General features: G+C 66.2%; 28 protein-coding genes and 1 riboswitch. Of the genes, 18 read left to right on the top strand and 10 right to left on the bottom strand.

What is annotated here, in order from left to right; translation table 11 throughout:
- Window positions 1-9 precede the first annotated feature (9 nt).
- The 5 genes from DW355_RS00370 (at window position 10) to DW355_RS00350 (ending at window position 3494) form a co-directional block, all read left to right on the top strand.
- Window positions 10-234 (top strand): DUF4089 domain-containing protein, encoded by a 225-nt coding sequence (locus tag DW355_RS00370; RefSeq protein ID WP_131276863.1) that lies wholly within the window; start codon window positions 10-12, stop codon window positions 232-234.
- A complete protein-coding gene (locus DW355_RS00365) occupies window positions 231-1631 on the top strand; it encodes an AtzE family amidohydrolase (protein ID WP_131276860.1) in 1401 nt (466 codons plus the stop codon). The genes DW355_RS00370 and DW355_RS00365 overlap by 4 nt, the downstream gene beginning before the upstream one ends.
- Entirely contained in the window at window positions 1631-2002 is a 372-nt protein-coding gene (gene hpxZ / locus DW355_RS00360) for an oxalurate catabolism protein HpxZ (protein WP_131276857.1), read from the top strand. The genes DW355_RS00365 and hpxZ overlap by 1 nt, the downstream gene beginning before the upstream one ends.
- A gap of 81 nt (window positions 2003-2083) precedes the next feature.
- Window positions 2084-2743: a cysteine hydrolase family protein gene (locus DW355_RS00355; protein WP_131276855.1), complete on the top strand. Its 660-nt coding sequence runs from the start codon at window positions 2084-2086 to the stop codon at window positions 2741-2743.
- A gap of 16 nt (window positions 2744-2759) precedes the next feature.
- Window positions 2760-3494 carry a GntR family transcriptional regulator gene (locus DW355_RS00350; RefSeq protein ID WP_131276853.1) on the top strand — a complete coding sequence of 245 codons (735 nt, stop codon included), beginning with the start codon at window positions 2760-2762 and terminating at the stop codon, window positions 3492-3494.
- Between the two features lie 40 nt (window positions 3495-3534).
- On the opposite strand, the gene DW355_RS00345 is transcribed toward DW355_RS00350, so the two are convergent.
- The 3 genes from DW355_RS00345 to DW355_RS00335 form a co-directional block, all read right to left on the bottom strand.
- Window positions 3535-5097 carry a DHA2 family efflux MFS transporter permease subunit gene (locus tag DW355_RS00345; protein ID WP_131276851.1) on the bottom strand — a complete coding sequence of 521 codons (1563 nt, stop codon included), beginning with the start codon at window positions 5095-5097 and terminating at the stop codon, window positions 3535-3537.
- A 47-nt stretch (window positions 5098-5144) separates the two neighbouring features.
- Window positions 5145-6236 (bottom strand): HlyD family secretion protein, encoded by a 1092-nt coding sequence (locus DW355_RS00340; RefSeq protein ID WP_131276848.1) that lies wholly within the window; start codon window positions 6234-6236, stop codon window positions 5145-5147.
- A gap of 75 nt (window positions 6237-6311) precedes the next feature.
- The gene (locus DW355_RS00335) at window positions 6312-6740 is read right to left on the bottom strand and encodes a MarR family winged helix-turn-helix transcriptional regulator (RefSeq protein ID WP_131276845.1); all 429 of its coding nucleotides are present in this window, start codon (window positions 6738-6740) and stop codon (window positions 6312-6314) included.
- A gap of 169 nt (window positions 6741-6909) precedes the next feature.
- Between DW355_RS00335 and DW355_RS00330 the strand changes: the two genes are divergently transcribed.
- Window positions 6910-7989, top strand: a complete 1080-nt coding sequence (locus DW355_RS00330; protein WP_131276842.1) for a patatin-like phospholipase family protein — start codon at window positions 6910-6912, stop codon at window positions 7987-7989.
- 49 nt (window positions 7990-8038) lie between these two features.
- Here DW355_RS00330 and fahA read toward each other — a convergent pair whose 3' ends face one another.
- The 4 genes from fahA to DW355_RS00310 all read right to left on the bottom strand — a co-directional run bounded on the left by fahA (window position 8039) and on the right by DW355_RS00310 (window position 11618).
- Entirely contained in the window at window positions 8039-9442 is a 1404-nt protein-coding gene (gene fahA, locus DW355_RS00325) for a fumarylacetoacetase (RefSeq protein WP_131276839.1), read from the bottom strand.
- 29 nt (window positions 9443-9471) lie between these two features.
- Window positions 9472-10014, bottom strand: coding sequence for a VOC family protein (locus DW355_RS00320; protein ID WP_131276836.1), 543 nt, complete (start codon window positions 10012-10014; stop codon window positions 9472-9474).
- Between the two features lie 63 nt (window positions 10015-10077).
- Window positions 10078-10590, bottom strand: coding sequence for a MarR family winged helix-turn-helix transcriptional regulator (locus DW355_RS00315; protein WP_131276834.1), 513 nt, complete (start codon window positions 10588-10590; stop codon window positions 10078-10080).
- A gap of 2 nt (window positions 10591-10592) precedes the next feature.
- Complete coding sequence (locus DW355_RS00310) at window positions 10593-11618, bottom strand: Bug family tripartite tricarboxylate transporter substrate binding protein (protein WP_131276832.1); 1026 nt, start codon at window positions 11616-11618, stop codon at window positions 10593-10595.
- Between the two features lie 285 nt (window positions 11619-11903).
- On the opposite strand from DW355_RS00310, the gene urtA reads away from it, so the two are divergent.
- The 5 genes from urtA (at window position 11904) to urtE (ending at window position 18260) form a co-directional block, all read left to right on the top strand.
- A complete protein-coding gene (urtA, locus tag DW355_RS00305) occupies window positions 11904-13190 on the top strand; it encodes an urea ABC transporter substrate-binding protein (protein WP_131276829.1) in 1287 nt (428 codons plus the stop codon).
- Between the two features lie 180 nt (window positions 13191-13370).
- A complete protein-coding gene (gene urtB / locus DW355_RS00300; RefSeq protein WP_131276826.1) occupies window positions 13371-14954 on the top strand; it encodes an urea ABC transporter permease subunit UrtB in 1584 nt (527 codons plus the stop codon).
- A 13-nt stretch (window positions 14955-14967) separates the two neighbouring features.
- Entirely contained in the window at window positions 14968-16089 is a 1122-nt protein-coding gene (gene urtC / locus DW355_RS00295; RefSeq protein ID WP_131276823.1) for an urea ABC transporter permease subunit UrtC, read from the top strand.
- Complete coding sequence (gene urtD, locus DW355_RS00290) at window positions 16086-16958, top strand: urea ABC transporter ATP-binding protein UrtD (RefSeq protein WP_131276820.1); 873 nt, start codon at window positions 16086-16088, stop codon at window positions 16956-16958. The genes urtC and urtD overlap by 4 nt, the downstream gene beginning before the upstream one ends.
- Window positions 16959-17567: 609 nt before the next feature.
- Window positions 17568-18260, top strand: a complete 693-nt coding sequence (gene urtE, locus DW355_RS00285; protein WP_131276817.1) for an urea ABC transporter ATP-binding subunit UrtE — start codon at window positions 17568-17570, stop codon at window positions 18258-18260.
- A 12-nt stretch (window positions 18261-18272) separates the two neighbouring features.
- On the opposite strand, the gene DW355_RS00280 is transcribed toward urtE, so the two are convergent.
- The 3 genes from DW355_RS00280 to DW355_RS00270 are packed head-to-tail and all read right to left on the bottom strand — an operon-like array spanning window position 18273 to window position 19450.
- Entirely contained in the window at window positions 18273-18491 is a 219-nt protein-coding gene (locus tag DW355_RS00280) for a hypothetical protein (RefSeq protein ID WP_131276814.1), read from the bottom strand.
- Between the two features lie 26 nt (window positions 18492-18517).
- Window positions 18518-18925, bottom strand: coding sequence for a VOC family protein (locus DW355_RS00275; protein ID WP_131276811.1), 408 nt, complete (start codon window positions 18923-18925; stop codon window positions 18518-18520).
- 24 nt (window positions 18926-18949) lie between these two features.
- A complete protein-coding gene (locus tag DW355_RS00270; RefSeq protein WP_131276808.1) occupies window positions 18950-19450 on the bottom strand; it encodes a helix-turn-helix transcriptional regulator in 501 nt (166 codons plus the stop codon).
- 199 nt (window positions 19451-19649) lie between these two features.
- Here DW355_RS00270 and DW355_RS00265 point away from each other — a divergent pair, with 199 nt between their 5' ends.
- The 7 genes from DW355_RS00265 to DW355_RS00235 all read left to right on the top strand — a co-directional run bounded on the left by DW355_RS00265 (window position 19650) and on the right by DW355_RS00235 (window position 25822).
- Window positions 19650-20186, top strand: coding sequence for a dihydrofolate reductase family protein (locus tag DW355_RS00265; protein ID WP_131276805.1), 537 nt, complete (start codon window positions 19650-19652; stop codon window positions 20184-20186).
- Complete coding sequence (locus DW355_RS00260) at window positions 20183-20749, top strand: TetR/AcrR family transcriptional regulator (RefSeq protein ID WP_131276802.1); 567 nt, start codon at window positions 20183-20185, stop codon at window positions 20747-20749. Before DW355_RS00265 ends, DW355_RS00260 begins: the two co-directional genes overlap by 4 nt.
- A 169-nt stretch (window positions 20750-20918) precedes the next feature.
- Window positions 20919-21128 (top strand): hypothetical protein, encoded by a 210-nt coding sequence (locus DW355_RS00255; protein ID WP_131276799.1) that lies wholly within the window; start codon window positions 20919-20921, stop codon window positions 21126-21128.
- Between the two features lie 381 nt (window positions 21129-21509).
- Entirely contained in the window at window positions 21510-22205 is a 696-nt protein-coding gene (locus DW355_RS00250) for an HAD family hydrolase (protein ID WP_242671262.1), read from the top strand.
- A gap of 101 nt (window positions 22206-22306) precedes the next feature.
- The gene (gene ggpS, locus DW355_RS00245) at window positions 22307-23827 is read left to right on the top strand and encodes a glucosylglycerol-phosphate synthase (protein WP_131276796.1); all 1521 of its coding nucleotides are present in this window, start codon (window positions 22307-22309) and stop codon (window positions 23825-23827) included.
- 160 nt (window positions 23828-23987) lie between these two features.
- The gene (locus DW355_RS00240; RefSeq protein ID WP_131276793.1) at window positions 23988-25010 is read left to right on the top strand and encodes an ATP-binding cassette domain-containing protein; all 1023 of its coding nucleotides are present in this window, start codon (window positions 23988-23990) and stop codon (window positions 25008-25010) included.
- Window positions 25007-25822, top strand: a complete 816-nt coding sequence (locus tag DW355_RS00235; RefSeq protein ID WP_131276790.1) for an ABC transporter permease — start codon at window positions 25007-25009, stop codon at window positions 25820-25822. The genes DW355_RS00240 and DW355_RS00235 overlap by 4 nt, the downstream gene beginning before the upstream one ends.
- A gap of 85 nt (window positions 25823-25907) precedes the next feature.
- A riboswitch (cyclic di-GMP riboswitch) is annotated at window positions 25908-26005 on the top strand.
- The last annotated feature ends 54 nt before the right edge of the window (window positions 26006-26059 follow it).

The following is a 26059-nucleotide window of genomic DNA, read 5'->3' as shown; positions in this document are numbered from 1 at the left end:
GAACCTGGCGTGAGCGACGACGAGATGCTGGCCCATGACATGCTGGCTTATGTGCGCGCCTCGGCGCGCCTGCTGGACCTGCCCCTGGACGAAGCCCGCGCCGCGCGCGTGGCAGGGCACCTGCAACGCACGGCCGTGCTCGCGGCCTCGCTGGAGCGCCTGGAACTCATGGTCGAGGACGAGCCCGCCGAGATTTACTGCCCCGCGCGGCCCGTGCCGGGAGCCGCCGCATGACGGGGACGCCCTTGAAAACCCATGAGTTGGCAACCGCCATCGCCGCGGGACGGCTCAGTGCGACCGAGGCCCTGGGCCAGGCCATCGCGCGCATCGAGGCCACGGACGCCCGCGTCAACGCCTTCACCGCCCGCACCTTCGAACGCGCCCGCCGCGAGGCGGCGGATGTTGACACGCGTCGCGCGCGTGGCGAGAGCCTGCCGCCCCTGGCCGGTGTGCCCTACGCGGTCAAAAACCTGTTCGACATTGAAGGTGAGGTGACGCTCGCGGGCTCGAAGATCAACCGCGATGATCCGCCCGCGAGCGCCGACGCCGTGCTGGTGCAGCGCATGCGGGCCGCGGGCGCGGTGCTGGTCGGCGCGCTCAACATGGATGAGTACGCCTACGGTTTCACCACCGAGAATTCGCACCACGGCCCCACGCGTAACCCGCACGACCTGAGTCGCAGTGCCGGAGGTTCCTCGGGCGGCTCGGGTGCGGCGGTCGCGGCGGCTCAGGTGAACCTGAGCCTGGGCTCGGACACCAATGGCTCGATCCGCGTGCCGTCCTCGCTTTGCGGCGTCTGGGGGCTCAAACCCACCTTCGGCCGACTCTCGCGTCGTGGCAGCTACCCCTTCGTGCACAGCATCGACCACCTGGGACCGTTCGCTGATTCGGTCGAGGGATTGACGCTGTGCTACGACACGCTGCAGTACCCCGACCCGCAGGACCCGGGCTGCCATACCCGCGCGGTGCAGGCGGTGCTGCCCACGCTGGTGCAGGGCGTGGCGGGGTTGCGCATCGGGGTGTTGGGTGGCTACTTCGAGCATCTGGCCACAGCGCCGGCCCGCGCGGCCGTCTTGTCTGCGGCCCGCGCGCTGGACGCGCGCGGCGAGGTGCTTTGGCCCGACGCCGCCGAGGCGCGTGCGGCAGCCTTCATCATCACGGCCAGCGAGGGTGGCAGCCTGCATCTCGAACATCTGCGTCAGCGCGCTGACGAGGTCGAACCCCTGTCGGTGGATCGCTTCATCGCCGGGGCCTTGCAGCCCGCCGCCTGGACCACCCGTGCGCAACGTTTCCGCCGTGTCTACCGCGACAAGGTGAACGAGCTGTTTGCACAATGGGATGTGTTGCTCGCGCCGGCCACGCCCGTCGCGGCCCCCGTGCTCGGCACGGAATGGCTGGACATCAATGGCGAGCGCCTGCCTTGCCGCCCCTCACTCGGTCTGCTGACACAGCCGGTGTCCTTCGCCGGCTGCCCGGTGGTGGCTGCGCCGCTGTGGCCCGGGGGGGAAGCGGGGAATCTTCCGATCGGTGTGCAGATCGTCGCCGCGCCCTGGCGCGAAGACCTGGCGCTGCGCGCCGCCCATGTGTTGCAAGAGGCGGGTGTGGCCTGTCTGAAGGAGACGATGCTGTGATGGAGATCAACCTGCCTGAGGTACTGGCCGAGGTGACGGTCGCTTTCGAGCGCTACGAAGCCGCGCTGGCGGCCAACGACACCGCCGTGCTGGACGAGCTGTTCTGGGATAGCCCGCACACGCTGCGCTACGGCGCGGGTGAAAACCTCTACGGTATCAGCGCCATCCGCGCTTTCCGCAATGCGCGTCCCGCACCCGGAGCACGTGAACTGCTGCGCACGGTCATCACCAGCTACGGGCGCGACTGCGCGACCGCTAACGTCGAGTTCCGGCGCCCAGGCGTGGACCGCACGGGGCGCCAAAGCCAGACCTGGCTGCGCACGCCCGAAGGTTGGCGCGTGGTGGCTGCGCACGTGAGTTGGATGGCTTGAGCGGGATGAGTTGAACTGGACCGACTGAACGCAATGGCGTGAGCCGCACGCCCTGAACGTGAAAGGACAACGAGGCCGACCATGCACATCAACGCCCAACCTTTTCCCTATGAATGCGATCCGCGCGCGACCGCGCTGGTTCTCATCGACATGCAGCGTGATTTCATCGAACCTGGCGGTTTCGGCGAGACCCTGGGCAACGACGTGTCCCTGCTGGCCGCCATCGTTCCCGCTTGCCGCGCGGTGTTGGCCGCCTGGCGCCGCACGGGCGGCCTGGTGCTGCACACGCGCGAGGCCCACCAGCCGGATCTTTCCGACTGCCCGCCGGCCAAGCGCCAGCGCGGCAATCCGAGCCTGCGCATCGGTGACGTGGGCCCCATGGGGCGCATCCTGGTTGCGGGCGAGCCGGGCAACCAGATCATCGATGCGCTCGCGCCGGCTCCCGGTGAACTGGTGATCGATAAGCCCGGCAAGGGCATGTTCTGGGCCACGGGCCTGCATGGCAAACTGCAGGCGCGCGGCGTGACCCACCTGATCTTCATGGGCGTGACCACCGAGGTCTGCGTGCAGACCTCGATGCGCGAGGCCAATGACCGCGGGTACGACAGCCTGGTGCTGGAGGACTGCACCGAGAGTTATTTCCCGGCCTTCAAGGCCGCGACCCTGGAGATGATCCGCGCCCAGGGCGCCATCGTCGGCTGGACGGCGAGAAGCGAGGCGTTGCTGGCTGCGCTAAAGTAGGCCCTGCGCCTACTTCATGCCCATGCCCACCTCCGTCACCCGTCGCCCCGCGCGTCGCGCCACGCCCCAGCCGCCCTCGCGTTCCGAACGGGTTTATGAGCAACTCAAGCGCGACGTGGCCGATTTCAGGCTGGTGCCGGGCGACCGCTTCACCGAAAACGAAATCAGTGAACGCCTCGGTGTCTCGCGCACGCCCGTGCGCGAGGCCTTGCTGCGCCTGCAGCAGGAAGGCTTGGTCGAGGTGCTGTTCCGCAATGGCTGGCGTGTGTTGCCCTTCGACTTCGTGAAGTTCGAGCAGCTCTATGACCTGCGCATGGTCATCGAGACAGCGGCCGTGCAGCGCCTGTGCGGCGACGACCCGAAGGTGGACAAGGCCAGTTTGGAGGTGCTGAATGCCGTCTGGCTGGTGCCGACCGACCAGCGCAGCGGCGACATCCGCCAGGTCGCGCAGTGGGACGAAGAATTCCACGCAAGCCTGGTGGCCGCGGCCGGCAATGCGGAGATGGCACGCGTGCATCGGGACGTGACCGAGCGCATCCGCATCATCCGCCGGCTGGATTTCACCAAGCCCGCGCGCATCGACGCGACCTACGAGGAGCACGCCAAGATCCTGGGCGCCATCCAGCGCAAGCGGGGTGACCAGGCCGTGCTGCTGCTGCGCGCCCACATCGAGACCAGCCAGGCCGAGGTGCGCAAGATCACGCTGCATCAGGTGCACATGGCTCGCCACGCACCGGAATCGGCGGCCTGACTCACCGGGTTGGCGAGGCGGGCGGTTGTGCCCGCCGTGCCTATTCCATCACCGCCGCGTGCGCCGCATCGCCCTTGGGCGCGGGTGCGGGGCGGCTGAGCAGCAGCACCAGGGGCAGGGCCGCGACGGTCACCCACATCATCAGGCGGAAATCCTGCAGGTAGGCCAGCACGGCCGCTTCTCGGGTGACCAGGCTGTTGAGGGTGGACAGGCCCGACGCGCTGGACAGGTTGATGCCCCCGCTCTGCGCGGCCTGCTGCAGCGGCAGGCTCCAGGGGTTGATGTAACCCGCGAAGGCTGCGTGGTTGGCTTGGGCGCGCTGGGCCAGGTAGGTGGTGACTACCGAGATGCCGATGCTGCTGCCGATGTTGCGCATCAGGCTGAAAAGCGAGGTGGCGTCACTGCGCCAGCGCGGTGCGATGGTGGCGAAGGTCACGGTCGACAGGGGCACGAAGATGAAGCCCAGGCCAAAGCCCTGAATGACGCCCGAGACGATCAGGTGGCGATTGCCGATGTCGGTGTTGAACTGCGTCATTTGCCACAGCGAGAAGGTGGTGAGCGACAGGCCCAGCACGATGAGTTTGCGTGGGTCCACCTTGCCCGACAACTTGCCAACGATGACCATGGCCGCCATGGTGCCCAGGCCGCGTGGTGCCAGCACCAAGCCCACGTCGATGACGGGGTAGCCCATGAGATTGGACAGGAAAGGCGGCAGCAGCGCCATGGTCGCCAGCAGGATGATGCCGACGATGAAGATGAAGATCAGGCCGACGCTGAAGTTGCGGTCCCGGAACATGCCTGGCTCCAGGAAAGGGTGCTCGTGCGTGAGCATGTGCGTGATGAAGAGGTAGAAGGCAAACCCCATCAGCAGGGTCTCCACCACGATTTCGGGGCTGGCGAACCAGTCCTGCGATTCCCCGCGGTCCAGCATCATCTGCAGGGCACCGATGCCGATGCCCAGCAGCAGGAAGCCCAGCAGGTCGAAGCGGCGCCGGTCCAGTGGCGTCTCGCGCACGTAGCCCGCAATGCCCAGCCAGGCCAGGATGCCGAAGGGCAGGTTGATGTAGAACACCCAGCGCCAGCTGTAGTACTCGGTCAGCCAGCCGCCCAGGGCAGGGCCGAGGATGGGGCCGACCATCACGCCCACGCCCCACATGGCCATGGCCGAGCCGTGCTTCTCGCGCGGGTAGGTGTCGAGCAGCACGGTCTGCGACAGCGGCACCAGGGCGGCGCCGAAGACACCTTGCAGCATGCGGAACAGCACGATCTGCGTGAGGTTCTGCGCCGCGCCGCACAGCATGGAGGCGATGGTGAAACCCGCGACCGACCAGAGGAAGACACGCTTGCGGCCGAGCCGCGCGGACAGGATGCCGGTCAGCGGCATGAAGATGGCCGCCGCGACGATGTAAGACGTCAGCACCCAGGAAATCTGATCCTGGGTGGCGCCCATGGCACCCTGCATGTGAGGCAGCGCGACGTTGGCGATGGTGGTGTCCAGCGCCTGCATGATGGTGGCCAGCATCACCGACATGGTGATGAGGCCCCGGTGCTGGGCGACGGGTGTAGCGGCGCCGTTGTCCAGCGCGGCGGTGTTGCTGCTCATGGCCTCGTCACCTGATCAGGAAAGTTCTGGAATGCTTGCGACGGGACTCAGAGCGTCAGCCCCAGGAAATGGCGGCGGTAACCGGTGTCGATCTCGACGTGCGCGGACAGGCCGGCGCGCAACTCGGGCGCGGCTGCGTTTGTGGAGGCGTGGGCACGCAGCGACTCCAGGCGGATGCGCACCGGCACGCGTTGTGCGATCTTCACCCAGTTGCCGGTCGCGTTCTGCGCGGGGATCACCGAGAACTCGGCACCCGTGGCCGGGCTCAGGCTGTCGACCTTGCCCAGCCACACCGCATCGGGGTAGGTGTCCACGCGGATGACCACCGGCTGGCCGGCTTGCACATGCGTCAGGTCGGTTTCCGGGAAGTTGGCCTCAATCCAGGGCTCGCCGTTGACCACCAGCGCCATCGCGCTCGCGCCCGGGCTCACGAACTGGCCGGGCTTGGGCGGCTTGTTCACCGTGCCCGGCAGCGAGGCTCGCACTTCCACGCGGGCCAGATCCAGGCGGGCCTGGGCCAGCGCGGCCTGGGCGGCCAGGAAGTTCGGGTGTTTGTCGATCGGGGCTGTCAACGCGTTCTCGCCACCGCCCAGTGTTTCACCGATGCGTTTGAGGTCTTCCTCCAGCGTCTGGACCTGCTGTAGGGCGATGGTGGCGGCGTCGCGGGCGTTGTCGTACTGGACGGCGGAGACGAAGTTGCTGGCGACCAGGTCAGCCTGGCGCTTCTGTTCACGCAAGGCGGACTGGTGGCGCGAACGCGCCAGCGCGATCTCGGCCTGCTTTTCGCGGAAGGCGGCGCGCGTGGCCGCCAGCTCGTTGCGCACCTGGGCCAATCTGGCTTCGGCGCCCGCTACGGCCACCTGGTAGGGCGCGTCATCGACGCGGAACAGAGGCTGTCCGGCGGTGACGGTTTCGTTTTCCTGAACCAGCACCTGCCGCACGGTGCCTTGCACTTCGGCGCTCACGGGCACCTTGTCGGCCTTGACGTAGGCATTGTCGGTTGCCACCATGCGGCCGCCGTGCAGATAAAGGCCGCCGATGAGCAGCAGGGCCAGGGTGGGCACGGCGATCAGCAGCAAGCGGCGCTGACGGCGGCGGGCGCCATTGGGAGTGGGGGGAAGGGGGGTGGCGGTACTCATTGCTGTGAACCTTGAGGAAAGAAAACTGTGGGCAAGGAAAGAAAGGGGGGCGACGGATGGAACTGGTGGACGGCGTCAGCGCTGGCCGAGGTTGTCGCGCACGGTGCGTAGCACGGTCATCAGGGTCGCGGCTTGCGCGGCCGGCACGCCTTGCAGCGCCTCGGCATGCACACCAGCGGCCGTTTCCGCGATGGTGTTCAAGATGGGCGTGGCCCCGGGCAGCAGATGCAACTGGTAGGCGCGCCGGTCCTGGGGGTCGGCGCGGCGCTCCACCAGGCCGGACTGGCTGAGCTGATCAATCAGACGGGCCAGCGTGATGGGCTGGATGTCCAGTAGCTCGGCCAGATCCACCTGGCGGACGCCGGGATGGCGCTCCACGTTGAGCAGCACCTTGGCCTGGGCCAGGGTCATGGACGTGCCTTGCAGGCGCTGCGCGTAGATGCGACGCATCTGACGCATGACGTCTGCCAGCAAAAAACCGAGGGTGTCCTGCGAACGGGCCATGAGCGTGTATCCAGGGGGATTATTAGTAAGCAATGCTTATTATATGTGTTGCATGCCTTTTTGCAAGAAGGGTCCCATGACCGGCCTCGGGACGCTCGCGAGCGTCCCGAGGCGTAAGCGGGTATGACAAAACCCTGCGCTCGGGGGCGGATGGGCCATACTGCGCCGCATGACCCATGCCGTCCCCCTGAATCTGGCCCTGCAAGGCGGTGGCGCCCACGGCGCCTACACCTGGGGTGTGCTTGATGCGTTGCTGGCGGAAGGGGCGTCTCCATGGCCCGACACCGCGGCAGATGCACCCAGGTCGGGTCTGGAGTTCGAGGGACTGTCCGGCAGCAGCGCGGGCGCGGTGAACGCCGTGGTGCTGGCCGATGGCTGGCTCAAGGGCGAGGCCGAGGGCATCGGGGGCCGCGCGGGCGCGCGCCGGGCGCTGACTGACTTCTGGACTGCACTGGGCCAGAAAATGCCGGCCCACACGGTGGACCCGCTGGGTTTTGGCCTGGTCAGCCCTGGGCAGGGCGCTGTCAGCCTGGGCTCGGCCGGGCGTCTGCTGGCCAGCTGGGCCAGCCAGTTTTCACCGGCTCAGATCAACCCCTTCGACCTCAACCCCCTGCGCGACCTGCTGGTTGCGCAGATCGACTTCGAGGCGCTGCGCCGGCAATCGCCCTTCAAGCTCTTCATCGGCGCGACCCAGGTCAACACCGCGCGGCTGCGCGTCTTCCGCGAACACGAACTGAACGTGGATGTGCTGCTGGCTTCGGCTTGCCTGCCACGCATCCACCGCACGGTGGTGATTGAAGGTGAACCCTACTGGGACGGCGGCTACAGCGCGAATCCGGCGGTCTACCCACTGTTCCAAGCCTGCCGCAGCAGCGACGTGCTGCTGGTGCTGCTCAACCCCCTGCGCCGCAGCCGCATGCCCCAGAGCGCGGCGGAGATCGAGACGCGCATTGCCGAACTGGGCTTCAACACCCATTTCATGCGCGAGATGCGCATGTTCGCCTCGCTGCCGTCCTACTCGTTGTTCAACACCAAGCTGGAACGTCGCCTGCGCGCCATGCGTTTCCACATGATTGGTGGCAGCGAACTCGAAAGCCTGGCGCGCAGCGAAAGCAAGATGCTGCCTTACGCCCCTTTTCTGCAATACCTGCATGCGCAGGGGCGCGAGCACGCGCGGGACTGGCTGCGTGACAACGCCGCCCAGGTGGGGCGACGCTCGAGCATCGACGTGCAGGCCTTGTTCGCCTGAGCGGGGGGCGCTCACCAGGCTGGGGCCGGTTTGGCCACGGTGCCTGTGCTCAGGCCTTCGCGGGCAGCACCGTGCCCGTGCAATCCCCGAAGCCGATGCGCGCCGCGCCCGCTTTCTCACAATAACCATGCAGCGTCACGCTGTCTCCGTCATGGAGGAAGGTGCGCTGTTCGCCATCGGGCAGGCTCAGCGGCTGCTTGCCGCCCCGGGTCAGCTCCAGCAGCGCGCCGGCTTCCTCGGGCGTGGGGCCGGACAGGGTGCCACTGCCGAACAGGTCGCCAGGCTGCAGATTGCAGCCCCCCACCGTGTGGTGGGTGACCAGTTGCGCCAAGGTCCAGTAGGCGTGGCGGTAGCTGGTGCGCACGATACGGTGGGCCGGCTGGCCGGCCTGGCGCATGCGGCCGGTCTGGATCAGCACTTCCAACTGGATGTCGAAGGCGCCAGCTTCGCGGTTGGCGGCGCTGTCCAGGTAGGGCAGGGGCTGTGGGTCGCTCGCCGGGCGCGTGAAGGCCGTGCGGTAGGGGGCCAGAGCTTCCAGCGTGACGATCCAGGGCGAGATCGTGGTGGCGAAGTTCTTGGCGAGGAAGGGGCCGAGCGGCTGGTATTCCCAGGCCTGCATGTCCCGAGCTGACCAGTCATTGAGCAGACACAGGCCGAACACGTGGTCCTCGGCGTCGACCAGGGGTACCGGTTCACCGAGCGCATTGCCCTGGCCGATGAAGATGCCGAGTTCCAGCTCGATGTCCAGCCGCTGCGTGGGCGCGAGCGTGGGGCTGGCCGTGGCGGGGTCGGCGCCGGGCGCCATCAACTGGCCCCTGGGACGGCGGAACTGCTGGCCTGACACGCCGATGCTGCTGCTGCGTCCGTGGTAGCCGATGGGCACCCACTTGTAGTTGGGTAGCAGCGGGTTGTCCGGGCGGAAGAGTCGGCCGACGTTGGTGGCGTGGTGGATGGAGGTGTAGAAGTCCGTGTAGTCGCCGATGTGGGCGGGCAAGGCGTATTCCACTTCGGCCTGGGGCGTCAGGTGGGCCTGCAGCACGGCCTGCACCGCGTGCGGTGCCTCGGCGCGCAGCCCGCGAGAGAGGGCCAGGCGCAGGGCGGACCAGGCGGCGGGACCGAGCGCCATCAGCGCGTTGAGGGCCGCATCCTCACGGCTGAGCATGAGCGCGGCCGCAGTGCCCGCGTCCAGCTTCAGTGCCTGGTGCACCGCGTGGGCTGCCAGATCGAGCACCTGGTCGCCAATGGCGACGCCAGCGCGGAACCGCGCATCCGTGTGGCTGCGACGGAAGATGGCGTAGGGCAGGTTCTGGAGGGGAAAGTCGCTGACCGTGGCGGCCTGGGCCGGCGCCGTGTCGGTGGCTTCAACAGCGGGGCTCGGGTTGGCGGACACGACCCAGCTGCGCAGCGCAGGGTCGTGGGTTTCATTGAGTTGGGGCGGACGTGTGCGGGTCATGGTGGTTGGGGTTTGTTGCGCGCAGCGCCTTATTTCGCATCCGCCAGTTCCAGCGAATGCATCCAGGCGGCATGCTTGGGCGCGCGTTTGGTCTGGGCCCATTCGTTGAGCATGTCCCACTTCACCTCGGCCGCGCGCCGGTTCAATTCGGGCGTGCTGGTGTCCACGGCGAGTTCAAGGCGGTGGCCGTTGGGATCGAAGAAATAGATGGACTTGAACAAGGTGTGATCGGTGACGCCCACAACCTCGATGCCATCGGCCTGCAGGCGGGCCTTTACTTCTTCCAGGGTGTCCAGGCTGTCCACCTTGAAGGCGATGTGCTGAACCCAGGCGGGGGTGTTCTCGTCACGGCCCATCTCGGGCTGGGTGGGCAGCTCGAAGAAGGCGAGCACGTTGCCACCGCCGGCGTCGAGGAAGATGTGCATGTAGGGGTCGTGCGCCTTGGTGGACGGCACGTAGTCCTCGGCGAAGGCGAGCTGGAAGTCCATGTTCAGGTACTTCTGGTACCACTCCACGGTCTGCTTGGCGTCCTTGCAGCGGTAGGCGACATGGTGGATCTTGGATATCTTCATGAGGAACTCCTCGTGGCGTGGAAAGAGTGGACGACGATGGTGAGTGAGATAGGCGCTGGTGGCTCAGAGCGCTTGTGTCGCGGCTTCACCGTCCGGCCCGTCGGGGGCGGCCGAGCCATGGGCGAGCGCCAATTGCTGGTTGTGCGCGACCAGCCGGTCGAGCAGCGCGCTCAACTGGGCCTGCTCGGCGGGCGTCAGGCAGCCGACGATTTCCGCGTTGCGCTCGTGCACCAGATGCATGGCGCGCGCGCAGGCCTTGCGGCCCGCAGCGGTCAGCGCCAGCGTCACGCCCCGGCCATCCTCCTGGCTGTCGCGCTTGCTGACCAGCCCTTGCGTCACCAGGGCCTGCGCGGCGCGGCTGGCCTGGCTTTTGTTCAGGTTGGCGTAGCGCGCCAGATCCTTGACGGACAGTGACTCGAAACGGCCGATGGCGGTCAGGCAACGGCCATCGCTCAGGGAGAGCCCGACCGCCCCGGGGTACCGCTGCTGGGTCTCCAGATCGCTCACCTTGTGCAGCAGATGCAGCCGGTAGGTGAAGGTCCGTTCCAGCGGCAGGGGCGCGGGCGCCTGGGACACACTCACTCCACGGTGATGTTGGCGGCCTTGATGACCGGCCCCCACTTGGCGCGTTCGGCCGCGGCGTACTTGGCCATTTCCTCGGGCGTGCTCGGAATGGCCTCCAGGCCCAGAGCGATCAGGCGGGCCTTGACGTTGTCGTCGTTGAAGGCGTCGTGCAAGGCCTTGTGCAGCTTGGCCACCACGGGAGCGGGCGTGCCGGCGGGCACCACCACGCCTTGCCAGGCGTAAGCCTCGAAGCCCTTGAGACCTTGCTCGTTCAGCGTGGGGATGGTGTTGAAGCCGCGCACGCGGCGCGCGCTGGCCACGCCGATGGGCCGCAGCTTGCCGGTTTCCAGGAAGGCCTTGCCGGCGGCCGTGTCCACGAACATGAAGGGAATCTGGCCACCGACCACGTCCTGGATGGCAGGCGCCGCGCCGCGGTAGGGCACATGCGTCAGCGTGAGCTGGGTCTGCTGGCCGAACAGCGCGGTGGCGAGGTGGTGCGGGCTGCCCGCGCCCGGCGAACCGTAGTTGGCGCCGTTCTGTCCGGACTGCTGGGTCTTGGCCCAGGCCGTGAACTCCTTCAGGTCCTTAGCGGGCACTTGAGGGTTGACGGCCAGGATCAGCGGAAAGCGCACCGTCAGGCCGATGGGCGCGAAGCTTTTCTCGGCGTCATAGGGCAGCTTGCGGTAGAGGAAGGGATTGGCCGCCAGCGTAGCCGTGTCGGCCGACAGCAGGGTGTAACCGTCCGCCTTGGCTTCGGCGACGTAGGCGGCGCCAATGCTGGTGGCCGCGCCCGGCTTGTTGTTGATGACGATGGGCTGGCCCAGCGTGCGGCTCATGGCTTCGGCCAGGGTGCGGGCCAGCACGTCGGTGCCCCCGCCGGCCGGGTAGGGCACCACCCATTCGATGGGCTTGCTGGGGTAATTCTGGGCCGCAGCGGGGGCCGAGGCCAGCAGGCCGGCGGACACCAGGGTGGCGGCCAGGCCACTCGCGATCAGGCGGCGGCGAGGGGTGGAAATCAGGGGGGAAGTGGGGATGCGCATGGTCTTGTCTCCTGGTCTGGTTGGCGCCGTCCGAGCCGGCAAGGGCACTGTAGCGTGCCTATGGTTGCGCGCGCAACCATATTGGCAAGGATGAAGCTAGGGGTTTGCCCTGGGTTTCGGGGCTGCCGCCTGCGCCTGGCGCTGGCGGCCGAGTCGTCGCAGGCTGCGCGCAGACCCGAGGTCGGGCCGTACGCCGTCCGGCGTATTCCTGCGCCGGGTCGCCTTTTTTACAGTGGCCTTGCTTTCTTCCCACCCACCTTCCCTCATCGAACGGAGTCCTCCCCCATGAAATCCCAACGTCGTTTCACCCTCAAGGCGCTGGCTGCGGCTGCCACCGTGTCCACCTTCGGCCTGACGGGCTTGTCTGCCCAGGCCGCCGACACCATCAAGGTCGGCGTGCTGCACAGCCTGTCGGGCACCATGGCGATTTCCGAGACGGTGTTGAAAGACACCGTGCTGATGGCCATTGATGAAATCAACGCCAAGGGTGGCGTGCTGGGCAAGAAGCTCGAACCCGTGATCGTGGACCCGGCTTCCAACTGGCCGCTGTTCGCCGAAAAGACCAAGCAACTGCTCACGCAAGACAAGGTTTCGGTGATCTTCGGCTGCTGGACCTCGGTGTCGCGCAAGTCGGTGCTGCCGGTCGTGGAAGAACTCAACGGCCTGCTGTTCTACCCCGTGCAGTACGAAGGTGAAGAGCTGTCCAAGAACGTGTTCTACACGGGCGCGGCGCCGAACCAGCAGGCCATTCCCGCCGTGGAATACCTGATGAGCAAGGACGGTGGTTCCGCCAAGCGTTTCGTGCTGCTGGGCACGGACTACGTCTACCCCCGCACGACGAACAAGATCCTGCGCTCCTTCCTGCACAGCAAGGGCATCAAGGACGAAGACATCATGGAGGAGTACACGCCCTTTGGCCATGCCGACTACCAGACCATCATCGCCAACATCAAGAAGTTCGCCTCTGCTGGCAAGAAGACGGCCGTGGTTTCCACCATCAACGGCGACTCCAACGTGCCCTTCTACAAGGAACTGGGCAACGCAGGCCTGAAGGCCACGGACGTACCGGTCGTTGCCTTCTCGGTCGGCGAGGAAGAACTGCGCGGCGTGGACACCAAGCCGCTGGTGGGGCACCTGGCCGCCTGGAATTACTTCATGAGCATCAAGAGTCCGGCCAACACCGAGTTCACCAAGAAGTGGGCCACCTACGCCAAGGCCAAGAGCATCCCCGGCCACAAGGACAAGCCGCTGACCAATGACCCGATGGAAGCCACCTACATCGGCATCAATATGTGGAAGCAGGCCGTCGAGAAGGCCAAGACCACGGACGTGGATGCGGTGATCAAGGCCATGGCCGGCCAGACCTTCAAGGCGCCCTCGGGCATCACGTCCAAGATGGACGAGAAGAACCACCACCTGCACAAGAGCGTGTTCATCGGTGAAGTCAAGGCCGATGGTCAGTTCAACGTGGTGTGGAAGACGCCCGGCCCGGTCAAGGCCCAACCCTGGAGCCCCTACATCCCCGAGAACAAGGGCAAGAAGGACGAGCCGGACGGCAAGACGAAAATGTAATCCCCCTGAGTCGGCCCTGGCGGGCCGCCATCCCCCCAGGGGGACGGCGCGGCCGCTTGGGGCGGCCCGGCGCGGCGCGCCCTCGAACGGGCCTGCCGCCAAGGCGGCCATCGGCTCTTCCTGGTGCGGGATTTGCAGCGTGAGTTGGACTCATCCTGCTCACGCTAGAGATTCCTTGCGATGCTGAATAAATTTTTGCTGTCATTCGCCGCGCTGTTGAGCGCGGTTCCGGCTCAGGCGCTCACGCCCGAGCAGGCGCAGGCCATCGTGGTTGGTGATTCAAGCGACCGCATCACGGCCATGCAGCAGGCGGTGCAAACACCCGACGAGCGCCTGGCGGCTTTGCTGCAGGCCTTGGTCGACGACAGGGTCAAGGTGCACGAAGGCAAGGCCATCCTCGTGCGCGAGGTCGAGGGCGAATGGAAGGGTGAAGACCCGGCCACGGGCCTGCCCTTGGCCTTGCCCGAGGATGCGGAGGACGTGGTCAACAACAACCGCATGCGGGGCGAGATCGCCAGCGCGCTGGCGGCCTTGCAGCTGTTTGGTCCGGACGTGACGGCGCGCAGGGCGGCGGCCCAGGCCTTGGCGACCGAGCCGGACGCCACACGCCTGCCGCTGATCGACAAGGCCCTGGCCGCCGAAAAAGACGCCACCGTGCGCGAGCAGCTTGATTTGGCGCGTGCCGCAATTCTGCTGTCCAGCACCGAGCCCGCGCAGCGTTACGCGGCGGTGCAGCTTCTGTCGGCTTACCGCACGCCCGCCACGCGACAGTTGCTGGGCCAACAGCTCGCCAGCGAGGAAGACGCCCGGGTCAAGGCCGCGATCCAGGCCGCCCAGCGCGCCATCGAGGATCACCTGGCCTGGGGCGAGCGCGCGGGTGTGCTCTTCACCGGCATCAGCCTGGGCAGCATCCTGCTGCTGGCCGCGCTGGGCCTGGCCATCACCTATGGGCTGATGGGCGTCATCAACATGGCGCACGGCGAGCTCATCATGATCGGCGCCTACGCCACGTACGTGGTGCAGGGGCTGTTCCGCAGTTACCTGCCCGGTGCCTTCGACTGGTACCTGGTCGCGGCCGTGCCGGTGGCCTTCCTCGCCTCCGCCCTGGTGGGTGCGGCGCTGGAGCGCGGTGTGATCCGCTTTCTCTATGGCCGCCCGCTCGAAACCTTGCTGGCCACCTGGGGCATCAGCCTGGTGCTGATGCAGGCCGTGCGTTCCCTCTTTGGCGCGCAAAACGTGGCCGTGGAAAACCCGGCCTGGATGAGCGGCGGCTGGCAGGTGCTGTCCAACCTCACCCTGCCCTACAACCGCCTGGTCATCATCGCGTTCGCGTTTGCGGTGCTGGTGGGCATGGCCTTGCTGATCAGCCGCACTCGCTTGGGCCTGTTCGTGCGGGGCGTGACGCAGAACCGTCCGATCGCCTCCTGCATGGGTGTGAACACGGCACGGGTGGACACCTACGCCTTTGCGCTGGGTTCGGGCGTGGCGGGGCTGGCGGGCTGCGCGCTGTCGCAGGTCGGCAACGTCGGCCCGGATCTCGGCCAGGGCTACATCGTCGATTCCTTCATGGTCGTGGTGCTGGGGGGCGTGGGCCAGCTCGCGGGCACGGTCTACGCCGCGCTGGGCCTGGGTCTCGTCAACAAGCTGCTCGAAGGCTGGCAGGGCGCGGTGCTGGCCAAGATCATGGTGCTGGTCTTCATCATCGCCTTCATTCAGAAACGCCCGCAAGGCATCTTCGCCCTCAAAGGGCGATCGGTGGACTGAGGCACCGCCCGACATGACGACGACTCCCCTGACGCTTCCCGCCGCCGCGCCCCTGCTGAATCGGCGCGGCTGGACGGCCTTCCTCGCGGCACTGATCGCGGTGCTTGTGCTGGCGCCCGTGCTCAACCTGCTGGTGCCCGAGGGCCATGTGTTCCACATGAGCAACTACACGGTGGCCTTGCTCGGGCGCATCATGTGCTACGCCATCTGCGCGCTGGCCATGGATTTGATCTGGGGCTACACCGGCATTTTGTCTCTGGGCCACGGCCTGTTCTTCGCGCTCGGCGGCTACATGATGGGCATGTACCTGATGCGCCAGATCGGGCGCGACGGCCAGTACAAGAGCGACATGCCCGACTTCATGGTGTTCCTGAACTGGAAGGAATTCCCCTGGCACTGGGCCCTGAGTGACAGCTTCGTCGCCACGCTGATCCTGATCGTGCTGGTGCCGGGGCTGATCGCCTTCGTCTTCGGCTACTTCGCCTTCCGTTCGCGCATCAAGGGCGTGTACTTTTCCATCATCACGCAGGCGCTGACTTTCGCCGCCATGTTGCTCTTCTTCCGCAACGAAACGGGTTTCGGCGGCAACAACGGTTTCACGGACTTCAAGCGCATCCTCGACATTCCGATCGGGCAGGGCATGCGCATGACGCTGTTCATGCTCACGGGGCTGACGCTGCTGGCTTTCTTCCTGCTCGGGCGCTGGCTGATGAACGCCAAGTTCGGCCGGGTGCTGCAAGCCATCCGCGATGCCGAGAGTCGTGTCATGTTTTCAGGCTACAACCCCTTGGGCTACAAGCTCACGATCTGGACGCTGTCGGCGGTGATGTGCGGCATCGCAGGCGCGCTCTACGTGCCCCAGGTTGGCATCATCAACCCAGGTGAGATGAGCCCGGCCAACAGCATCGAGATCGCGATCTGGGCGGCGGTGGGCGGGCGCGCGACGCTGATCGGCCCCATCGTCGGCGCCTTCGTGGTCAACGGCGCCAAGAGCTGGCTGACCGCGGCCTTCCCCGCCTTCTGGCTTTACTTCCTGGGTGGCCTGTTCATCCTGGTCACGCTGTTCTTGCCCGACGGCATCGTGGGGCTGGTCAAGCGGCTGTGGAAAAAATTCCGGGGGAGTCCTAAAGCATGACGCCCGATCTGCTCGAACAAGGCGCGCAGCGCGCCCAGGCCCAGCGCGAGACCGCGCGCCAGAACACCGAAGCCGGCGGGCAGCAGGCCAGCTATGGCCGCCTGCTGAAGACTGGCGAAGTGGACGTGACGCACGGCCGCATCCTCTACCTGGAGGATGTGAGCGTGAGCTTCGATGGTTTCAAGGCCATCAACAAGCTCAGCCTGGACATCGCGCCCGGTGAACTGCGCTGCATCATCGGTCCCAATGGCGCGGGCAAGACGACGATGATGGACATCATCACCGGCAAGACGCGGCCCGACGAGGGCACGGTGTTTTTCGGCTCCACCATCGACCTGCTGCGCTACAGCGAGCCGCAGATCGCGCAACTGGGCATCGGCCGCAAGTTCCAGAAGCCCACGGTGTTCGAGCAGCTCACGGTGTTCGAGAACCTGGAACTGGCGCTGAAGATGGACAAGAGCGTGAAATCGTCCATCTTCTTCAAGCTGGATTCCGCGCAGGCCGACCGGCTCGCCGACATGCTGCACACCATCCACCTGGCCGACAGCGTGGGCCGTCAGGCGGGCAATCTGAGTCACGGGCAGAAGCAGTGGCTGGAAATCGGCATGCTGTTGATGCAAGACCCCAAGCTGCTCCTGCTGGACGAGCCCGTGGCCGGCATGACCGACGAGGAAACCGCCCGCACGGCCGAGCTGTTTCTGACGCTCAAGGGCAAGCATTCGCTGATGGTGGTGGAGCACGACATGAGCTTCATCAAGACCATCAGCGACATCGTGACCGTGCTCTGCGATGGCTCCGTGCTGGCCCAGGGGACGCTGGAGCAGGTGCAGGCGGATGAACGGGTGATCGAGGTGTACCTTGGACGGTGAGAAGTTCAGATCTCCGTTGATGGCGCGTGATTTGCGTCAGTTGCAGGGCAACGCGGCAAGGCCTGTGTGGCTCCGCTCAAATGACGCGGGTCGCTGCGCGACTGCCCTGCGCTGCTCGCGGCGGGCGGGGGACGCGCCAACTCGCTGCGCTCAGACACGGCGCGCCCCTTCTTCCGCCCGCCGCTGCGCTGCTCGGCCGCGTCAATTCGCTGCGCAACACAGGCCCTGCCGCGTTGCGGTGACGGGGGTGGCGTGCGGAGAGCGGACTTTGTTGCGACTTGTCGGGTTCGTTGTTGCTCGCTGCACGCCACCGAGCCTGTCGAACGGTGCCCCCAGCCGGGCCCGTCTGCGCCGCCGAGAAGCGCAGGGTGGCCGGTCGGCACGTGCGCAGTCGCGCGTGCTTCGTTCTCTGACTCATCGCGTCTGTTTGAGCGGAGTGAGCGCAGCGAATGCAGCGAGTTACGCGATGGACCGGCCGTCCGAGCATCGCAGGGCAGCCGCACAGCGGCCGGCGCAATCGGGCCCGGCTGGGGGCACCGTTCGACAGGCAGTCTTCGCGAGGCAAGCCGCATCGCAATCGCACGCCCAAGGACCACAAGGGATCCGCCCATGCTGAACGTCAAGAACATCAACCAGTACTACGGCGGCTCCCACATCCTGCGCGACGTGAGCCTGAGCGCCAGCCTCGGCAAAGTCACGGTCGTCCTGGGCCGCAATGGCGTGGGCAAGACCACGCTGCTGAAATCGTTGATGGGTCTGGTGCCGATCAAGAACGGCAGCATCGAGTTCGAGGGCAGGGACATCCACAAAACCACGCCCTACGAGCGCGCCCGCGCCGGCATTGGTTTCGTGCCCCAGGGCCGCGAAATTTTCATGCGGCTGACGGTGGAGGAGAACCTGCGCATGGGGCTGGCGAGCAAGCCGGGCGGCACGCCCATCCCTGCCGAACTCTACGAGCTGTTTCCCGTGCTCAAGCAAATGTTGGGGCGGCGCGGCGGTGACCTCTCGGGCGGGCAGCAGCAGCAACTCGCCATCGCCCGCGCGCTCGCAGCCAAGCCCAAATTGCTGGTGCTCGATGAACCCACCGAGGGCATCCAGCCCAGCATCATCAAGGACATCGGCCGTGTCATCCGCATGCTGGCCGACCGCGGCGACATGGCGATATTGCTCGTGGAGCAGTACTACGACTTCGCCGAGGAACTGGCCGATGACTACGTGGTCATGGAACGCGGTGCCGTGATCGCCGCCGGCCTGGGCGGCAATATGGAAGCCGAGGGCGTCAGGAAACTGGTCGCGATCTGAACACCCTGGTCCTCAGCCCGTCTGGCCGCCGCGCCGGCTCAGGTAAGGCCGCACGAACAGGTACAGCCCGCTGAACAGCAGCAGGAAAAGCGGCGGCAGCGGCGCGTAGACGATCCACGTCGGCGCCTGCCCGGCGTTCAGGGCCATGGCGGCAAAGTTGGCGATGACCGTGAGGGTGAAGATGAGGGACACCCAGCGGTGGAATTGGCGGATGCCGTGGTTCCAGTTCATGGCGTTTTCCTTTGCTTTTCTCTTGTTCATCCGCGTGCCTGGACCAGCTTCCAGCCATTGCCGGACGGGTCGCGAAAGCTCGCATCCACGCTGCCGTAGCGTTCCACCGGTTCCTGCGTGAATTCCACGCCGCGTGCCTGCATGCGCGCATGGGCGGCACGGCAGTTCTCCACGGTCAGCACCAACGGGGGCATCGCGCCTTTGGCGACCAGGGCCTGCAGGGCCTGGGCCGTTGCCGCGTCGTGCACCGGCGGACCTGGCAGGAACAGTCCGAGCTGGAAGGACGGTTGATCGGGGAACTGGACCGTGAGCCAGCGGTAATCGCCATTGCGCGCGTCCGTGTGGACGCGAAAACCGAGTTGGTCGACGTAGAAGGCTAGCGCTTCATCCTGATCCCGCACGTAGAGTCCGACGACTTCAACACCTGGGCTCATGGCCGTTTCCTTTCTTGGTTGTGATCAGGCGCGGTTTATACCGGTGGCCTGCCGGCGGCGCTTCTCCGAAACTGCGATTTCAAGATGGGGCCGTTGCGCCGCGCTGAGAAAGCAGGCGGGCACCATGGCCAGCGCGTCCATGTCGGTTCGCACCTGGAGCCGCGCCGCGCTCGGGCTCAGGCCCGTGATGTCGCGGAAGGCTCGGCCGAAACTGCCCAGGCTTTCCCAGCCGGTCTGGAAGCCGATCTCGGTGATCGGCAGCTCGGTGTCACGCAGCAGCGTCAGGGCCCGTTCGATGCGGCGCGTGAGCAGGTAGCGATGGGGCGGCAGGCCGAAGGCCTCGCGGAAGGCGTGCGCGAAATGGGTCTCGGACACACCGCTGACGCGCGCCAGCCGCGCGACGGACCAGGGCTCCTGTGAGGCGGTGTCCATGCGGTCCTTGGCGCGCAGCAAGCGACGCAGCAGGTCGGGCGGCGTCTGCGTCCGCGTCCGGGCTGGCGCGGGAGGAGGGGAGGGCTTGCTCATGTGGCCGCGATGATGCCGCATCGCCTGCGGTGTGCCGTAGCGGCGCGGGGCATCGGCCGGCAGGTGCAAACCATAGGCAGCATGCAAAGACGGTCAAGAACGATCAAAGGGCCATCAAACATCAAAGGGCCATCAAAGGGCTATTGGGCTGTGGCACTGGTTCATGCAAATAATATACTACGTATATTTTGGAGCGGGCATGACCACTGCACATGTTTTCATCGCTGCCAGCCTGGACGGTTTCATCGCCCGCGCCGATGGCGACATCGAATGGTTGCTGCAACGCGACGACCCTGCCGAGGACCACGGCTACGCTGCCTTCATCGCGGACAAGGACATGATCGTCATGGGTCGCGGTTGTTATGAGAAGGTGCTCACCTTCGGCGCCTGGCCCTATGAGCAGCCGGTCTTGGTGCTGTCCCGCCAACTGGCTGGCACGGCGGTGCCTGATGCCTTGGAGGGCAAGCTGCGCTTTTCCGGGCTGGCGCCCAAAGCGGTCATGGAGGAGCTGGCGCGGCAAGGCGTACGGCGCGTGTATCTGGATGGTGGACAGTTGCTGCAGTCCTTCCTGCGTGAAGGCTTGGTCGCCGATATGGTGATCACCACCGTGCCGGTGTTGATTGGTGCGGGACGGCCGCTGTTCGGTCCGCTGGCAGGCGATATCGACTTGAGGCTGGTCTCATCCCTCGGCTTCGCTTCGGGTCTGGTGCAGTCGACCTATCGGGTCGTTGTATGACGCGCCCGCGTGGGCGTCCAGCCCAGGGCTCAGGTGTCTCAGGTGACGCCATTCTGGCGGCGGCGCTGGCCTTGCTGGACGAATGTGGCGGACAAGGCTTGACGATGCGTGCCCTGGCCAAGCGACTGGGTGTGACGGCCATGAGCTTGTACCGGCATGTCGGAACGCATGAGGAACTGCTGCGCGCGCTGTCGGACCGGGTCTATGCCGATGTGCTGGCGCCGCCAGACCCGCCGTCGGACCCGCTGCTCGCGATCACCGCTTTGCTGATCCGTTACCACATGGCCATCGGCAAGCACCCGCAACTGACATTGGCCATTTTCTCGGCACCGCAAGCATTTGCGGGCGTGACTCGTGAGATCACCGATCGCCTGACGGCGCTGCTGGCCACGATGACGGAGCACCCCGTGTTGTGGCGCGATATCCTCGTCGACCACGCCCACGGCAGTGGTTTGGCCTTGGTGGCGGCACGCGGTGATCCCTTGCAGGTGCAGGCGATGGCGGCGCAGTACCAGCAGGCGGTGGGGTGTCTGCTGCAGCGTCTGACGGTGCAAGCGCAGTGACCGGCAGCATCGGGGACTAGCCCACATCGTGGTAAGTCGCAGTCGCGAGTCGGGTTTTTGGGACGTCTCTCGCGACCCGGGGTTTTAAAATACGCCCTCATCAAACGCCGCAAGGTGCTTCCTTGATGAAGTGCCGCGCGGCGTTTGGCTTTTCAGCACCCCCTTGCCCATGTACGCCGCCCCCTTTCCCCGCCCGCATGCCCACCGCGTCCTGCGCCGCCAGGCGCGGTGCTGTGCGCGGGTGAACGCGAAGCTGGGCGCGGCGATCACGCGCGGCATGGTGCGCTCGCGCAGCACGCTCACGCCGCCCCTGCCGGGCGAGCATTTCGCCGTGCTGCGCTACGCGACCAACCGTCGCTCCGAGCCTCCGCTCGGCTGAGCGCTTTCTGTTGAAACGCCTTCCGCGACCGGGGGGCGCATGCGGCCTGTCGGCCTGTTCAGGTCGTCTGCTTTTCTTCCCACGGGCTTCCTCCTCGAAGTCGCAGTCTGCACGTCCTCGGCGATACACGCGCGATGCAGATCTGACAGGAATGGGGGCACGCGTCTCCGGTCTTTTCATCGTTGCCTAGGGGCCGGCCGTCAGGGCCACCCAGGCCGCCGCATTGCAAGGAGCCCGCTGCATGACGACACCCTGCTTATCCTTACCTTCACTCTCGCGTCCCCTGGCGTTGGCCACCGATCTGGACGGTACTTTTCTGGGGGTGGCCTGGCCGGGCGCCAGGCCCTGTACCAGTGGCTGCGGATGCAGCGTGAGCGCGAGATGCTGACCTTGATCTTCGTGACGGGGCGTGACCTGCCCTTCATCCGTGGGCTGGTGGCCGACGGCTTCGTGCCTCGGCCCGACTATGTGATTGGCGACGTGGGCACGACGATTGCGGGTGGGCCGGGCATCGAGCCCTTGCCGGAATTGGAGACGGACATCGCCGCGCGCTGGAACGATGCAGGCGCGTGCCTGCGCGCCCTGCTGGCGGACGAACCCGGCCTGCGCGAGCAGGACACCCCTTTTCGCTACCGCCTGAGCTACTGGTACGAGCCCGCGACCTTGTCGCCCGGGACGCTGTGCAAGATCGAGGCGGCTGGGTATGACGGCCTGCTGTCGGCCGGCATGTACCTGGATGTGCTGCCGCGCGGCATTTCCAAGGGGCCGACACTGCGTCAGCTCATCGCACATCTGGGCATCGCGCCAGACGAGGTGCTGGTCGCGGGTGACACGCTCAACGATCTGTCGCTGTTCGAAACGGGCCTGCGCGGCGTGGCCGTGGGTAATTCAGAGTCAGCGTTGCTGGAGTGCCTGCACACGCTGGAGCGGGAGCAGGCGCAAGCCGAGCCCTCGCACGCGCATGACATCAGGCCGCGCCGCATCTACCGCAGCCCGCTTCCGGGCGCGGCCGGAATTCTGGACGCGATGCCGCACCACGGTTTTGTTGAGCACGGTCTGTTCGCGTCACCCATGTGATCGTCTCTTTACACGTCCATTTGCGCAACCCTTTGTACGCCCATCCTGGCCAGCGCATCTGTGCGCCGGTCCGATGCAGTCAAGAAGAAAGGAAGTCTTCCATGGAAAACAAGAACGCTCTCTCCGACCTGGTCATCGTCTACCACCGCCAGCCCTATGAGGAGCATGTGGAGAACGGCCAGGTGGTCTACAAGGAGCACGCCAGCCCGAACGGCATCGTGCCTACGCTCAAGAGCTTCTTCGGCTCGGTCGAACTCGGCGCCTGGGTGGCCTGGAAGCAGGTGGAAGGCAAGGGGCGCGAGGCCGAGAAATTCGAGCGCGTGGTGCGCATCCAGGATTCCTACGGCGCCTACAACGTTTCGCGCCTGCCGCTCACCGCGCAGCAGGTGCGCAGCTTCTACCACGTGACTTCCAAGGAGGCGCTGTGGCCCATCCTGCACTCCTTCCCCGAGCGCTACAACTACGACGCGGTGGACTGGCCGACCTTCCGCGAAGTCAACCGCCTCTTCGCCGGAGCCGCCGTGGCCCAGGCCGCGCCCGGCGCGGTGATCTGGATCCACGACTACAACCTCTGGCTCACGCCGCACTACGTGCGCAAGCTGCGCAGCGACGTGAAGATCGCCTTCTTCCACCACACGCCCTTTCCCTCGTCCAGCATCTTCAGCATCCTGCCCTGGCGGGACGAGATCATCAACAGCCTGCTGGACTGTGACCTCGTGGGCTTCCACATCCCGCGCTACGCGGCAGGTTTCGCGGCGGCGGCGCGCAACCTCAAAGGCGCTAAGGTGCTGGAGGAGGCGCCCGCGCCGGCCAGCCTCTCGCACCAGGGGCTGGCGCTGTCGCAGGCCTCCTCGCCGGTCAAGCTGGGTTACCAGGGGCGTGTCATCCATGTCGACGCCTGCCCGGTCGGCACCAACGTGCCCTACATCCGTGAACTGGCGGCGCGCGAGGTGACCCGCGAGCGCGAAGCGCGCATCCGCGAGGAACTGAGCGGGCGCCGGCTCATCATGTCCGTGGGACGTTCCGACTACACCAAGGGCACGCGCGACATGCTGCTGGCCTACGAGCGCCTGCTGGAGCGTCAGCCCGCGCTGGTCGGCCAGGTGCAGTTGTTGGTCACGTCCGTGGCGGCGGCTTCGGGCATGGGCGCCTACCGCAACGTGCAGCGCGAGATCGAGCAGATTTCCGGACGCATCAACGGCCGCTACAGCACCCTGGCCTACCGGCCGCTGTGGTTGTCGACCGCGGCCATCCCCTTCGAGGAGCTGATCGCCTATTACCGTTGCGCCGACGTGTGCTGGATCACCCCGCTGCGCGACGGCCTGAACCTGGTGGCCAAGGAGTACGTGGCCGCCCGCTTCAACGGTGGCGAGGGCGCGGAAGGCGGCAACCTGGGCGGCGCCCTGGTGCTGTCCGAATTCACGGGCGCAGCCGTGGAGCTGGACGGCGCCGTCCTGGCCAACCCCTATTCCAATTTCCAGATGGATGCGGCCATCGACCGCGCCCTGGCCATGCCGCCGCAGGAGCAAAAAGAGCGTATGGCCAGCATGCAGCGCAGCGTGGAGCGCTACGACGCTTCGAAGTGGGCACGGCACACGCTGGAGAAGTTCAAGACCCTGTGAGGTGCGAGAGAGCTGGACCGGATGCAGGCGCAGGGGCTTGCGCTTCGGTGTCCGGCTGCGTGTTTTTCCTAATGCCGATGCCGGGCGTGTCACGCAAAAAGGCAGGACGCGGGCCGCATGCAAACCGTACACTCTTCGCTCTTTTTCAGGAGGAGACGGGATGCCTGCACTCGTTACGGAGTTGGCGATCGAGACCCACGGCCTGCGCAAGCAGTTCGGTGATTTCGTCGCTGTTCAGGGGATCGATCTGGCGATCCCGCGCGGATCGGTCTACGGCCTGCTCGGCCCCAACGGCGCGGGCAAGACCACCACCATCCGCATGCTCACCACGCTGCTCAAGCCCAGCGGCGGTTCGGCCCGGGTGCTCGGGCATGACCTGGTGAGCGAGGCCGCCCAGGTGCGCGCCAAGGTGGCCGTGACGGGCCAGTTCGCTTCGGTGGACGAAGACCTGACCGGCGAGGAAAACCTCATCCTGATCGCGCGATTGCTGGGCTTTTCCTGGGGCGCGGCCAAGGCGCGCACGAAGCAACTGCTGGCCGCCTTTGACCTCGAAGAAACCGCCAAGCGCCAGGCGCGCAACTACTCGGGCGGCATGCGGCGCCGGCTGGACATCGCGGCCAGCCTCATCGTGACGGCCGATCTGCTGTTCCTGGACGAACCCACCACGGGCCTGGATCCACACAGTCGCAACCAGGTCTGGGACATCGTGCGCGCCATCGCCGCCGAGGGCACGACCGTGCTGCTGACCACGCAGTACCTGGAAGAGGCCGACCGCCTGGCCGAGCGCATGGCGGTGATCGAGCATGGCAAGGTCATCGCCGAAGGCACAAGCCGTGAACTCAAAGCCTCTGTTGGCGGGCGTGCCCTGCAGCTGCGTCTTGCGGATGTGGCACAGCGCGCGGCGGCCGAAGAGATCCTGCGCCGGGTGCTGGGCGAATCGGTGGCCGAGGTGCAGGCAGGTGACGAAGACGATGAAGGGCTGCTGCGCGCCAAGGTCGCCCGCGATGAACTCGCGCCCCAGGCCCTGGCCCAGCTCGCGGCGGCGAACATCGCGATCGCCGAATTCGCCCTGGCCCAGCCCAGCCTGGACGACGTGTTCCTCGCCATCACCGGCAAACCCGCGGAAGACAAATCCAAGGACAGCACCAGCGCCGGTACCGGCAAGCAAGGAGACAAGCAATGAGCAGCGACAAGATTTCCCTGCATGGTGTGCTGAGCAAAGACCCTCGCCCCGCGCCGGCCAGCGCGGGCGCGGCCGTGCTCACCCTCGCCTGGCGCGCCATGCTCAAGATCAAGCACGTGCCCTTCCAGTTGTTCGACGTGCTGGTCTTCCCCATCATGATGACCTTCATGTTCACCTACCTGTTCGGTGGTGCATTGGCGGGTTCGACCGACGCCTACCTGCAATGGCTGATCCCGGGCATCGTGGTGCAGACCCTGGTCTTTCTGACCATCTACACCGGCATGGGCCTGTGCACCGACATCACCAAGGGCCTGTTCGAGCGCTTCCGCTCGCTGCCCATCTGGCAGCCCAGCCCCATCGTCGGCGCCCTGTTCGGTGACCTGAGCCGTTACCTGCTGGCCGCGCTGGTGGTGCTCACCGTCGGCCTGGTCCTGGGCTTCCGCCCGACGGGCGGTGTCAGCGGCGTGGTGCTGGCCTTGCTGCTGGTGCTGCTCTTCACCTCGGCCCTGTCCTGGTTCTGGATCATCATCGGCATGCTCGTGCGCACACCCGAGATGGTGATGACCACCAGCATGCTGCTGCTGTTCCCGCTCACCTTCGTCAGCAACATCTTCGTCAACCCGGCCACCATGCCCGGCTGGATGCAGACCGTGGTCAACCTCAACCCCGTCACCCACCTGACCAACGCCGCGCGTGGGTTGATGCATGGCAATGTGGTGGGGGGTGATGTGATCTGGGTGCTGGTGGCCTCCGCCGTCATCACCGCCGTGGCAGCGCCGATTGCGATGCGGATGTATTACCGGGAGCGGTAGGACTCTTGCGAGGATCGGGTTGTGTCATTTCGTTACGATTTAGCATCTCGCCAGTGCATAGCTGATATGGCGCACTGCCTATACTTTGTTCCCAAGGCACACCTGTCCGAAAGGCGGGGTCGCAAAGCCACCGGTCTAATTCAGCGGCGCAATAGGCGCTGAAACGATAGCGGGGCTGTGGGCATCCGTTTCTGGCCGCCAGGCCCTGGATGTCCGTCGCAGTGGTTGCAGACCACT

Source organism: Hylemonella gracilis, assembly GCF_004328645.1.
Lineage (GTDB): Bacteria > Pseudomonadota > Gammaproteobacteria > Burkholderiales > Burkholderiaceae_C > Hylemonella > Hylemonella gracilis_B.
The sequence above is the reverse complement of the archived record's forward strand: the minus strand, read 5'-3'. Positions and strand labels throughout refer to the sequence as shown.